Here is an 11,205-nt window from a genome sequence, read left to right as displayed (position 1 = left end):
TTGATCCAGGTCATCGCCGACTGGGGCAAAAAATGGCAGGCTTTGGCCTCTTTTCAAGGCGCGGTCTACCAGATTATGCAGTTACAGAAATTAGTCAATATGTTTGGTGGGGATCTTTCTCGCCGTTATGGGCAAAAGGTTCATAAACTCACGCTGCACGGCGGCTTTAGCTGTCCAAATCGTGATGGCAGCATCGGACGTGGCGGATGTACTTTCTGTAATGTCGCCTCGTTTGCCGATGAAACTCAGCAGCATCATTCCATTGCCGAGCAGCTTGAGCATCAGGCGCAGTTGGTCAATCGCGCCAGACGGTATCTGGCCTATTTCCAGGCCTATACCAGCACCTTTGCTGAAGTACAGGTGCTGCGTTCGATGTATCAGCAGGCGGTCAGCCAGGCCAGTATCGTCGGGTTATGCGTTGGGACGCGCCCCGACTGCGTGCCGGATGCGGTACTCGATCTGCTTTGCGAGTATAAAGACCTGGGTTATGAGGTATGGCTGGAACTTGGTCTGCAAACCGCACATGACAAAACCCTGCACCGTATTAACCGCGGTCATGATTTTGCCTGCTACCAGAACACTACGCGGCTGGCGCGTGAACGCGGGCTGAAAGTCTGTTCGCACCTGATTGTCGGTCTGCCGGGAGAAGGGCATGCAGAATGCCTGCAAACCATGGAACGTGTGGTGGAGACGGGTGTCGACGGTATTAAGCTGCATCCGCTGCATATTGTGAAAGGCAGTACGATGGCGAAAGCCTGGGAAGCTGGGCGGCTGAACGGAATTGAACTGGACGATTATACGGTTACCGCCGGGGAGATGATCCGCCATACGCCGCCAGAGGTGATTTATCATCGCATTTCCGCCAGCGCGCGTCGCCCAACGCTGTTAGCACCGCTATGGTGTGAAAATCGCTGGACTGGGATGGTTGAACTGGATAAGTACCTTAACAAGCACGGCGTGCAAGGCTCGGCGCTGGGTACGCCATGGGTGCAGCCGGTGATCTAACCCTCGTAGGCCGGATAAGGCAAAGCCGACATCCGGCAATCTGCGCCTGCTTGCCTGATGGCGCTTCGCTTATCAGGCCTACGATTAACCTTCTACGGTCATTTCACTGATAACCTCCGCATTTCTTGCACATTCTCAAACGTCACGCCAAGAATTGAGTATTATTGTGCCAAGTTGTCGTGAAGGAACCCTCTATGAAGCAAATCCGTATGCTGGCGCAATATTACGTCGACCTAATGATGAAGTTGGGTCTGGTGCGCTTTTCGCTGCTGTTGGCGCTGGCTCTGGTCGTGTTGGCAATTGTGGTGCAGATGGCTGTCACCATGGTGCTGCATGGCCAGGTAGAAAGCATTGATGTTATCCGTTCTATCTTTTTTGGTCTGTTAATTACCCCTTGGGCTGTCTATTTCCTGTCAGTGGTGGTGGAGCAACTGGAAGAGTCCCGGCAACGCCTGTCACGACTGGTACAAAAGCTGGAAGAGATGCGCGAGCGCGATCTCAAGCTCAATGTGCAATTGAAAGATAATATAGCCCAGCTCAATCAGGAAATTGTTGAGCGCGAAAAAGCCGAAGCGGAGCGCCAGGAAACGTTCGAGCAACTGAAGGTTGAAATCAAAGAGCGCGAAGAAGCGCAGATCCAGCTCGAGCAACAGTCTTCCTTTTTACGCTCTTTCCTTGATGCCTCGCCGGATCTGGTTTTTTATCGCAATGAAGATAAAGAATTTTCCGGCTGTAACCGTGCCATGGAACTGCTGACTGGCAAAAGCGAAAAGCAGCTGGTGAACTTAAAACCGGCTGACGTTTACTCTCCTGAAGCGGCTGAAAAGGTAATTGAAACCGACGAGAAGGTATTCCGTCATAACGTCTCACTCACCTACGAACAGTGGCTGGACTACCCGGACGGGCGCAAAGCCTGCTTTGAAATTCGTAAAGTGCCGTACTATGACCGCGTAGGTAAGCGACATGGCCTGATGGGTTTTGGGCGCGATATTACCGAGCGTAAGCGCTATCAGGACGCGCTTGAACGTGCCAGCCGTGATAAGACCACCTTCATTTCCACCATCAGCCACGAGCTGCGCACTCCTCTTAACGGCATTGTCGGCTTAAGCCGCATCCTGTTGGATACAGACCTGACCGCTGAGCAGGAAAAATACCTGAAAACCATCCATGTCTCTGCCGTGACGCTGGGTAATATTTTCAACGATATCATAGATATGGATAAGATGGAGCGACGTAAAGTCCAGCTCGATAATCAGCCTGTTGATTTCACCAGCTTTATGGCGGATCTGGAAAACCTTTCTGGCCTGCAGGCGCAGCAAAAAGGGCTGCGTTTTGTACTTGAGCCAACGTTACCGCTACCGCATAAGGTCATTACCGACGGCACGCGTTTGCGCCAGATTCTGTGGAATCTGATCAGCAACGCCGTGAAGTTCACTCAGCAGGGACAGGTGACCGTGCGGGCGCGCTATGACCAGGGCGATATGCTGCATTTCGAGGTTGAAGATTCTGGGATCGGCATTCCGCAGGATGAGCAGGATAAAATCTTCGCCATGTATTATCAGGTGAAGGACAGCAACGGCGGTAAACCGGCCACAGGAACCGGGATTGGTTTGGCCGTGTCGAAGCGTCTGGCGAAAAATATGGGCGGCGATATTACGGTTTCCAGCCAGGCAGGTAAAGGCTCCATCTTTACGCTGACCGTACATGCGCCTGCGGTAGCGGAAGAGATTGAAGACGCCTTTGAAGACGATGACATGCCGCTGCCAGCCCTGAATGTGCTGCTGGTGGAAGACATTGAACTGAACGTTATTGTTGCGCGTTCCGTGCTGGAAAAATTAGGCAACAGCGTGGATGTCGCGATGACCGGGAAAGCCGCGCTGGAAATGTTTACGCCGGGTGAATATGACCTGGTGCTGCTGGATATTCAGCTACCGGATATGACCGGTCTCGATATCTCGCGGGAGCTCACGCAAAAATACGCTCGTGAGGACCTTCCGCCGTTGGTTGCACTCACCGCCAACGTACTGAAAGATAAAAAAGAGTATTTGGACGCGGGAATGGATGACGTGCTGAGTAAGCCGCTGTCGGTTCCGGCGCTAACCGCCATGATCAAAAAATACTGGGATACCAGAAACGAAGAGGAGAGCACTGTGACATCTGAAGAAAGCAGTAAATCGCAAGCGCTGTTAGATATTCCTATGTTGGAACAATACCTCGAGCTGGTGGGACCGAAGTTAATTACCGACGGGCTGGCGGTGTTTGAGAAGATGATGCCGGGATATTTGAGCGTGCTGGAGTCAAACTTGACCGCACGGGATAAAAAAGGCGTGGTTGAGGAAGGTCATAAAATTAAAGGCGCAGCAGGTTCAGTGGGGCTGCGTCACCTGCAACAGTTAGGTCAGCAAATCCAGTCGCCGGACCTTCCCGCCTGGGAAGATAACGTTGCTGAATGGATTGAAGAGATGAAGCAGGAGTGGCAGCACGACGTGGCGGTATTAAAAGCCTGGGTGGCGAGCGTGGAAAAAAAATGACCCCGGCTTGACCGGGGTGCGCGAATACTGCGCCAACACCAGGGAAATCGTGGCTGCGCCGTAAATTATTATCATTGTTTACAAGGGCGCAGCCCTAATTTTCAGGCCGCACGCAGTTAAGATAGCAAATCTTAAATAATTTGTTACATGAATCAGTTAAATGTGTGAAGCGTAGCATTTAAATCATAATAACTAATATGTTTCAGCCAGTTGAGAAAGGAGTATCACGATGAAAAAAGTGGGTGTAGTGCTCAGCGGATGCGGCGTGTATGACGGTGCAGAGATCCATGAAACTGTTCTCACGCTTCTGGCCATTGCCCGCAACGGCGCTCAGGCCGTCTGCTTTGCTCCGGATAAACAGCAAGCGGATGTGATTAATCATCTGACCGGCGAGCCGATGCTGGAAACGCGTAATGTACTGATTGAAGCCGCACGTATAACACGCGGTGAAATTCGCCCGCTCGCTCAGGCAGTCTCAACGGAACTGGATGCGTTGATCGTGCCGGGTGGGTTTGGTGCGGCCAAAAATCTGAGCAATTTTGCCAGTCAGGGCAGCGAATGCCGGGTTGACAGCGATTTAGCCGCGCTGGCGGTGGCTATGCATCAGGCGGGTAAGCCGCTGGGATTTATGTGCATTGCGCCCGCTATGTTACCTAAAATTTTTGATTTCCCGTTGCGTCTGACTATCGGTACTGATATCGATACGGCAGAGGTGCTGGAAGAGATGGGCGCTGAGCATGTGCCTTGTCCGGTTGATGACATTGTCGTCGATGAAGACAATAAAATCGTCACCACGCCCGCCTATATGCTGGCGCAGGACATTGCTCAGGCTGCGAGTGGCATCGATAAACTGGTATCGCGTGTGCTGGTGCTGGCTGAATGAGAACAGGAGTTACCGCCTTTCTGCGGCGTATCTTTCTGCGGGCGGTCATTGTCCTCGGCGTATTCTGGGGCGGGGGCATCGCACTTTTCAGCGTGATGCCTGTACCTTTCTCGGCGGTGATGGTTGAACGGCAACTGGGCGCATGGCTGTCCGGTGATTTTGGTTATGTGGCGCACTCAGACTGGGTGAGCATGGACGAGATCTCACCGTGGATGGGGCTGGCTGTCATTGCCGCGGAGGACCAGAAGTTTCCCGAGCACTGGGGATTCGATGTCTCCGCCATAGAGAAAGCGCTGGCGCACAATGAACGCAATGAAAACCGTATTCGCGGGGCGTCGACGTTATCGCAACAGACGGCGAAAAATCTCTTTCTGTGGGATGGGCGTAGCTGGGTACGTAAAGGTCTTGAAGCCGGGCTAACGCTGGGTATGGAAACCGTCTGGAGCAAGAAACGTATTCTGACCGTTTACCTGAATATCGCTGAGTTTGGCGATGGGGTTTTCGGCGTGGAGGCGGCGGCGCAGCGCTATTTCCATAAGCCTGCCAGTCGGTTGAGTCTGTCTGAAGCGGCCTTACTGGCGGCGGTATTACCCAATCCTTTGCGTTTTAAGGCGAATGCGCCTTCTGGTTATGTGCGTAGCCGCCAGGCGTGGATCATGCGTCAAATGCGCCAGTTAGGCGGTGAGTCGTTTATGCGGGAAAATAAGTTGTATTAGTCGCTACTGTCGCTGTTTTTGTAGGCCTGATTTAAGTGCAGCGCATCAGGCACAATACGACACAATGGCATTGCCGGATACGGCGTAAACGCCTTATCCGACTTACTGGCTACGTGTTAAAACCACTTGACTAATCTTCATCAAAACCTGAATTAAACAGGGCAACCACTGCGGCAAGGGCTTCAACTTCCTGCGGACCCGTGGCTTCAACTTCTATCTGACGCCCTTTGGCTGAATCCAGCATCAGCAGAGCGATAACGCTGTTGGCCTCGGCTTCCGTACCTTCATCATTACGCAGCAAAACTTCTGCTTCGAAACCCTGCATCAATTCAAACAGTTTCATAGCTGGACGGGCATGCATGCCCAGCTTATTAGTGATTTCAACGGTTTGCTTCACGGTCATGATTTACGTTTTTCCAGCGTACGATGGCGTGACTGCACGTTTTTACCGCGTGAGCGGAAGTAGTCTGCCAGCTGCTCTGCAATATACACCGAACGGTGCTTCCCGCCGGTACAACCGATGGCTACGGTGAGGTAGCTGCGGTTGTTGGTCTCCAGCATGGGTAACCATAGCTCAAGATAGCTGCGCGTCTGGTAGATAAAATTGTGTACTTCTGTGTGCCTGTCGAGGAACGCGGCGACGGGGCGGTCAAGACCGGTCATTGGGCGCAGCTTCGGATCCCAGTGCGGGTTAGGCAGGAAGCGCACGTCAAAGACGTAATCCGCATCAATCGGGATACCGTGTTTGAAACCAAAGGATTCGAAAACCATCGTCAATTCACGTTCACGTTTGCCCAACAGTCGGGTACGCAACATTTCCGCCAGTTCGTGCACGGACATTTCGGAGGTATCAACGATCAGGTCAGCGCGAGAGCGCAAAGGCTCAAGCAAATCGCTTTCCTTATCGATAGCGCTTTCCAGAGACAAGTTCTTGCTGGAGAGTGGGTGCAGGCGACGCGTGTCACTGTAGCGACGAATCAGCGTGTTACGGTCAGCATCAAGGAACAGCAGCTGTGGTGAGAAGCCTTCAGGCAGATTGTTCATTGCCTGCTCGAAAATCTCCGGGGACTCAGGCATGTTGCGCACATCAATGCTGACGGCCGCAGAAATCTGGCGATCGGCCAGAGTACGAGCCAGATCGGGCAACAGCACTACGGGAAGGTTATCCACGCAGTAAAAACCCATATCTTCCAGCGCACGCAGGGCGACAGATTTACCTGACCCTGAACGGCCGCTGACGATCATCAGTACCATGTACTGTTTCTCCTCACAACGACAAAAAAGGATGCCATTGGGTTGTTATGCTTCATCCTGTCCACCTTCGGTGTCCGTGATGATTTGATACAACTCCTGGTCACTCTGTGCGGCGCGCAGACGACGACAGATGGTTTTATCCGCCAGACGTTTTGCGACCAGTGACAACGTATGCAAATGCGTCTTGGTTTGGTCCGCCGGAACCAGCAGGGCGAACAGCAGATCGACTGGCTGATTATCAATAGCGTCGAAGGCGATAGGCGTTTCAAGTTGCACAAACACACCAACCGCGCGCATCGTGTCTTCTTCCAGCTTTCCGTGCGGAATAGCAATACCATTACCGATGCCGGTACTGCCCATTTTTTCACGCGTCAGAATGGCTTCAAATACCACCTGAGAGGGCAAGCTGAGCTGTTTTGCCGCCAGTTCACTGATGATTTCCAGTGCGCGTTTTTTGCTTTGGCAGTGAACGGCCGCGCGTGTACATTCCTGGTTAAGAACATTGCTCAGTTGTAGAGTCGTATCGTTATTTGTCATAATTTCACCTAAGCGCTAACTGTACAAATGGCCCGTTGTGCTACACAACAGGCCGTCCTGCACCCGCTAACTGCCCGGACAAGTTAGTGCTGTTTCAGTTTATCTTTATGTTTTGTTAACTGCCGAGCCAGTTTATCAATTAAACCGTCAATGGCGGCGTACATATCCTGACCTTCCGCGCTGGCATGAATTTCGCCACCGTTCACATGCAGCGTTGCATCCGAGATATGTGTAACCTTCTCCACTTTCAACACAATATAGACCTGATTAATCCGGTCGAAATATTGTTCAAGCTTGGCAAATTTTGTATTAACAAAATCGCGCAGGGCTTCAGTGATTTCGACGTTGTTTCCAGTGATGTTGAGCTGCATAGTGTCTTCCTTATCGGTTGGGTCAGACCAGCTGTTTGCGCTGGTTAGACGGCGGAATGGATAAAGACTCTCGGTACTTCGCAACGGTGCGGCGTGCCACCATGATACCCTGTTCTGACAGCATAGAGGTTAACTTGCTGTCACTCAGTGGTTTCGCGGGGTTTTCCGCAGCAATTAATTTCTTCACCAGCGCACGGATCGCCGTGGATGAGGCTTCGCCTCCACCTTCAGTGTTAACGTGACTGGAAAAGAAATACTTCAATTCAAAAATGCCGCGCGGACTGTGCAGATACTTTTGCGTGGTCACACGGGAAATGGTCGATTCGTGCATCTCGACGGCCTGGGCGATATCCGCCAGCACCATCGGTTTCATAAACTCTTCGCCTTGCTCAAAGAAGGCTTGCTGTTGTTCAACGATGCAACGGCTTACGCGCAGCAGTGTATCATTGCGGCTTTCCAGGCTTTTAATCAGCCACTTCGCATCCTGTAGATTGCTACGGATAAACTGACTGTCGGCATCGTTGCGCGCGCTATTGCACATAGCGGCGTAGTGCTGGTTAATCTGCAGTCGTGGGATGCTGTCGCTGTTGAGTTCGACCACCCAGCGATCGTTATGCTTACGCACCAGCACATCCGGAATAACGTATTCTGGTTCGCCAGTCTGGATCGACTGCCCAGGCCTTGGATCCAGTGACTGAATAAGATTGACGGCTTCTTTTAGCACGTCTTCTTTCAGTCGGGTCACGCGCATCAGCGTGCGGAAGTCATGATTGGCTAACAGATCGAGATGATCGCTGATGATCAGACGCGCTTCTTCCAGCCACGGTGTGGCTTTATCAAACTGCGAAAGTTGGATCAGTAAGCAGTCGCGGAGATCTTTGGCGGCCACGCCGACGGGATCAAAGCGCTGAACGCGTTTAAGCACGGCTTCGATTTCGTCCATACCGACGTCGTCATCGCCCATGCTTTCGAGAATATCGTCCAGGGTCACGGTGAGATAACCGGTTTCGTCTACCGCATCCACAATGGATGTCGCAATGGCGCGATCGGTATCCGAGAATGGGGTCAGTTCCACTTGCCACATCAGGTAATCCTGTAGTGATTGCGTGGTCTCACCCTGATACACAGGCAGCTCGTCGTCGATGTAATCTCCGCTGGTGCCCGAAGGCGTCCCGGCGGTGTAAATTTCATCCCAACTGGCATCAAGTGGCAGCTCCTCAGGCATCTCTTTTTGTTCGAGAGCATCAGCGGTGTCGAGGGTTTCGCTGTCCTGTTTTTCCTGGGTATCAATTTCGTCGTGAAGATCGGTTTGCTCGAGCAGTGGATTACTTTCCAGCGCTTGCTGAAGTTCTTGCTGAAGTTCCAGCGTGGACAGCTGCAACAGACGGATAGCCTGTTGTAGCTGAGGCGTCATCGCCAGTTGTTGGCTAAGCCTGAGTTGCAAACCTTGCTTCATGTTCAGAGTTGTTTTCTCCTGCGGTGACGTGAAGTCTTCTACCCTATCAGAGTCTGAAGTCTTCCCCAAGGTATACGCGCTTAACGTGCTCATCCTGCAGTATTTCTGTTGGCGTGCCGTGCGCGATCAGGTGCCCCTGACTCACGATATAGGCGCGCTCACACACTGCCAGCGTTTCGCGGACGTTATGGTCGGTAATCAGCACGCCAAGGCCGCTGTCGCGCAGGTGTTCGATGATCCGTTTGATATCAATAACGGAAATCGGGTCAACACCGGCAAACGGTTCATCCAGCAGGATAAATTTCGGATTAGCGGCCAGTGCGCGGGCGATCTCCACGCGGCGTCGTTCACCACCGGAGAGCGACTGCCCCATACTGTCACGCAGGTGTTCGATGTGGAATTCTTCCATCAGCTCGTTGGCGCGATCTTCCCGCTGCTCGCTGGTCAGATCGTCACGAATTTGCAGTACCGCCATCAGGTTATCAAACACGCTCAGACGACGGAAAATCGATGCTTCCTGCGGTAAGTAGCCGATGCCGCGACGCGCGCGTGCATGCAGAGGCAGCAGGCTGATGTCTTCGTCATCAATGATAATGTTACCCGCATCGCGCGGGACAATGCCGACCACCATGTAAAAGGTTGTTGTCTTGCCTGCACCGTTAGGACCGAGCAGACCGACGATCTCCCCGGAGTTGACGGTCAGACTGACATCTTCCACCACACGACGGCCTTTATAGGCTTTTGCAAGGTTCTTTGCAGTTAATGTTGCCATAACGAATCAGTTACCTTTTTTCTCTGCCGGAGCCTTGTTTTTGTCCTGCAACTGCGACGGAACCAGAACGGTGGTGACGCGTTTGCCTTTATCGCTGAAGGCCTGCATTTTCTGCTCTTTTACCAGATAGGTGATCTTATCGCCCGTGATGTTGCTATCGAGCTGTTCCAGATACGCCTTGCCGGTTAGCACGACAAAGTCTTTCGCCAGTTCATAGTGCATCTGCGAGGCGCGGCCTTTAACCGGTTTACCGTTGTCCTGCATCTGGTAAAACGTTGCAGGATTGCCATATCCGTCAATCACTTCTTTGCCGTCTTCGCCGCCAGGACGGGTCACGACGACTTTATCGGCGTTAATTTTGATGGTGCCCTGAGTCACAATCACGTTGCCAGTAAACGTCACCACGTTGCCCTGCATATCCAGGGACTGCTGGTCCGACTCAATGTGAATCGGCTGCTCGGTATCGCCGGTGACGGCAAATGCCGGAATGCTGGCGGCCAGAAGTGAGCTGGCAAGTACAAGATTAAGGCTGAGTTTGTTTGTTTTGGATTTCATATGAGGTTCTAACCTTTTCAATCAGCTCGGCGTTCTTGCTGCGTAAGTTGCCGCGCATCTTCAGTCCGCTGGAGTTAAATGTTGTGCCATACAACGTCACCAGATCATCGGAAGTGACATCTTGTGTCACCAGGTTAATCTGCGCGTTATCGGTCGTAATTCTGCGTAGTTGAGAGTCAGGCACCAGGGCGTTAACCTCAACATGGCCGTACAGATACAGCATCCGATCGTTGGTCAATTTGGCTTTATCGGCCTTGATCGTCCAGGTCGGTACTTTATCCTTATCAAATGTGGTTAATACTGGTTGAGTAAACCACGAAACCGCTTGTTCCGAATAATATTCAACGTGTTGTGCGATCAAGTGATAGCTCAGCGCGCCTTCCGGACTATACACGACGGTATCAGTATGTTCGCTCTTATAGGTTGGCTCGTTGTTATTGACGACGACCTGAGCGGTGTCCTCTTTGTCTGCCAGATTAATACCAATCATCACAAGGACAGCCAGCGACAGTAGAATGATAACCCAACGTCTGGTTTTGCTCATATCGATTGCCCTTTGGCCTCGTCCAGTTTGCCCTGCGCCAGGAGTAATAAATCGCAGACTTCACGCACAGCGCCACGTCCCCCATTAATACGGGTGACATAATCGGCCCGTGGGATCAGCAAAGGGTGGGCATCTGCCACCGCGACGCTCAATCCCACTTGTGCCATCACCGGCCAGTCGATCAGGTCATCGCCAACGTAGGCGACATTCTCCGGTGCGATCGCCAGTTTGCTAAGGAGATCGCCAAAGGCAATCAGTTTGTCTGACTGCCCCTGATACAGGTGGGTGATCCCCAAAGTGGCACAGCGATCTTCTACAAGTTTAGCCTTTCGTCCGGTAATAATGGCAACCTCAATACCGGAAGTGAGCGCACAGCGAATTCCGTAACCATCGCGGACGTTAAAAGCCTTCAGCTCTTCACCGTTGTTGCCCATATAAATCAGACCATCAGACAGTACGCCATCCACATCCAGGATCAGCAAACGGATGTTTTCTGCCCGGGTGATAACGTCTGCGCTGACGGGTCCATAACAGGTCGCAAGCGACGCACCTGCTTTACTCATTTTCGTTATCCTTGAGTT

At 52.2% G+C, this 11,205-nt stretch carries 13 protein-coding genes; 4 read left to right on the top strand and 9 right to left on the bottom strand.

The features are described 5' to 3' along the window. Positions 1-75: 75 nt before the first annotated feature. The 4 genes from C2U41_RS19695 (at position 76) to mtgA (ending at position 5,135) form a co-directional block, all read left to right on the top strand. Entirely contained in the window at positions 76-1,005 is a 930-nt protein-coding gene (locus C2U41_RS19695; protein ID WP_103848543.1) for a TIGR01212 family radical SAM protein, read from the top strand. 194 nt (positions 1,006-1,199) lie between these two features. Further along, positions 1,200-3,536, top strand: a complete 2,337-nt coding sequence (gene arcB / locus C2U41_RS19690) for an aerobic respiration two-component sensor histidine kinase ArcB (RefSeq protein WP_003025089.1) — start codon at positions 1,200-1,202, stop codon at positions 3,534-3,536. Positions 3,537-3,765: 229 nt separating this feature from the next. Continuing rightward, positions 3,766-4,419, top strand: a complete 654-nt coding sequence (gene elbB, locus C2U41_RS19685) for an isoprenoid biosynthesis glyoxalase ElbB (RefSeq protein ID WP_003025088.1) — start codon at positions 3,766-3,768, stop codon at positions 4,417-4,419. Continuing rightward, on the top strand, positions 4,416-5,135 hold the full coding sequence (gene mtgA / locus C2U41_RS19680) for a monofunctional biosynthetic peptidoglycan transglycosylase (RefSeq protein ID WP_003025087.1): 720 nt from the start codon (positions 4,416-4,418) through the stop codon (positions 5,133-5,135). Before elbB ends, mtgA begins: the two co-directional genes overlap by 4 nt. Positions 5,136-5,265: 130 nt before the next feature. On the opposite strand, the gene npr is transcribed toward mtgA, so the two are convergent. The 9 genes from npr to kdsC all read right to left on the bottom strand — a co-directional run bounded on the left by npr (position 5,266) and on the right by kdsC (position 11,187). Beyond that, entirely contained in the window at positions 5,266-5,538 is a 273-nt protein-coding gene (gene npr, locus C2U41_RS19675; RefSeq protein WP_003025086.1) for a PTS phosphocarrier protein NPr, read from the bottom strand. Then, a complete protein-coding gene (gene rapZ / locus C2U41_RS19670; RefSeq protein WP_003025085.1) occupies positions 5,535-6,389 on the bottom strand; it encodes an RNase adapter RapZ in 855 nt (284 codons plus the stop codon). Before rapZ ends, npr begins: the two co-directional genes overlap by 4 nt. 45 nt (positions 6,390-6,434) lie before the next feature. Further along, positions 6,435-6,926 (bottom strand): PTS IIA-like nitrogen regulatory protein PtsN, encoded by a 492-nt coding sequence (gene ptsN / locus C2U41_RS19665; protein WP_006687857.1) that lies wholly within the window; start codon positions 6,924-6,926, stop codon positions 6,435-6,437. Between the two features lie 83 nt (positions 6,927-7,009). Continuing rightward, on the bottom strand, positions 7,010-7,297 hold the full coding sequence (hpf, locus tag C2U41_RS19660; protein WP_003025078.1) for a ribosome hibernation promoting factor: 288 nt from the start codon (positions 7,295-7,297) through the stop codon (positions 7,010-7,012). Between the two features lie 22 nt (positions 7,298-7,319). Then, complete coding sequence (gene rpoN, locus C2U41_RS19655; RefSeq protein ID WP_003025074.1) at positions 7,320-8,753, bottom strand: RNA polymerase factor sigma-54; 1,434 nt, start codon at positions 8,751-8,753, stop codon at positions 7,320-7,322. Positions 8,754-8,799: 46 nt separating this feature from the next. Next, positions 8,800-9,525 (bottom strand): LPS export ABC transporter ATP-binding protein, encoded by a 726-nt coding sequence (gene lptB / locus C2U41_RS19650; RefSeq protein ID WP_003025073.1) that lies wholly within the window; start codon positions 9,523-9,525, stop codon positions 8,800-8,802. A 6-nt stretch (positions 9,526-9,531) separates the two neighbouring features. Next, positions 9,532-10,080: a lipopolysaccharide ABC transporter substrate-binding protein LptA gene (lptA, locus tag C2U41_RS19645; protein ID WP_003025070.1), complete on the bottom strand. Its 549-nt coding sequence runs from the start codon at positions 10,078-10,080 to the stop codon at positions 9,532-9,534. Then, on the bottom strand, positions 10,049-10,624 hold the full coding sequence (lptC, locus tag C2U41_RS19640; protein WP_003025068.1) for an LPS export ABC transporter periplasmic protein LptC: 576 nt from the start codon (positions 10,622-10,624) through the stop codon (positions 10,049-10,051). Before lptC ends, lptA begins: the two co-directional genes overlap by 32 nt. Beyond that, positions 10,621-11,187, bottom strand: a complete 567-nt coding sequence (gene kdsC, locus C2U41_RS19635; protein WP_044701327.1) for a 3-deoxy-manno-octulosonate-8-phosphatase KdsC — start codon at positions 11,185-11,187, stop codon at positions 10,621-10,623. The genes lptC and kdsC overlap by 4 nt, the downstream gene beginning before the upstream one ends. Positions 11,188-11,205: the final 18 nt, after the last annotated feature.

The organism is Citrobacter freundii complex sp. CFNIH4, from assembly GCF_002934505.1.
Lineage (GTDB): Bacteria > Pseudomonadota > Gammaproteobacteria > Enterobacterales > Enterobacteriaceae > Citrobacter > Citrobacter freundii.
The sequence above is the reverse complement of the archived record's forward strand: the minus strand, read 5'-3'. Positions and strand labels throughout refer to the sequence as shown.

Bases quoted from the DNA above. Each gene is read 5' to 3' on its own strand.
- C2U41_RS19695 (WP_103848543.1), top strand. From the start codon at position 76: ATGCAGTTACAGAAATTAGTCAATATGTTTGGTGGGGATCTTTCTCGC.
- arcB (WP_003025089.1), top strand. From the start codon at position 1,200: ATGAAGCAAATCCGTATGCTGGCGCAATATTACGTCGACCTAATGATG.
- elbB (WP_003025088.1), top strand. From the start codon at position 3,766: ATGAAAAAAGTGGGTGTAGTGCTCAGCGGATGCGGCGTGTATGACGGT.
- mtgA (WP_003025087.1), top strand. From the start codon at position 4,416: ATGAGAACAGGAGTTACCGCCTTTCTGCGGCGTATCTTTCTGCGGGCG.
- npr (WP_003025086.1), bottom strand. From the start codon at position 5,538: ATGACCGTGAAGCAAACCGTTGAAATCACTAATAAGCTGGGCATGCAT.
- rapZ (WP_003025085.1), bottom strand. From the start codon at position 6,389: ATGGTACTGATGATCGTCAGCGGCCGTTCAGGGTCAGGTAAATCTGTC.
- ptsN (WP_006687857.1), bottom strand. From the start codon at position 6,926: ATGACAAATAACGATACGACTCTACAACTGAGCAATGTTCTTAACCAG.
- hpf (WP_003025078.1), bottom strand. From the start codon at position 7,297: ATGCAGCTCAACATCACTGGAAACAACGTCGAAATCACTGAAGCCCTG.
- rpoN (WP_003025074.1), bottom strand. From the start codon at position 8,753: ATGAAGCAAGGTTTGCAACTCAGGCTTAGCCAACAACTGGCGATGACG.
- lptB (WP_003025073.1), bottom strand. From the start codon at position 9,525: ATGGCAACATTAACTGCAAAGAACCTTGCAAAAGCCTATAAAGGCCGT.
- lptA (WP_003025070.1), bottom strand. From the start codon at position 10,080: ATGAAATCCAAAACAAACAAACTCAGCCTTAATCTTGTACTTGCCAGC.
- lptC (WP_003025068.1), bottom strand. From the start codon at position 10,624: ATGAGCAAAACCAGACGTTGGGTTATCATTCTACTGTCGCTGGCTGTC.
- kdsC (WP_044701327.1), bottom strand. From the start codon at position 11,187: ATGAGTAAAGCAGGTGCGTCGCTTGCGACCTGTTATGGACCCGTCAGC.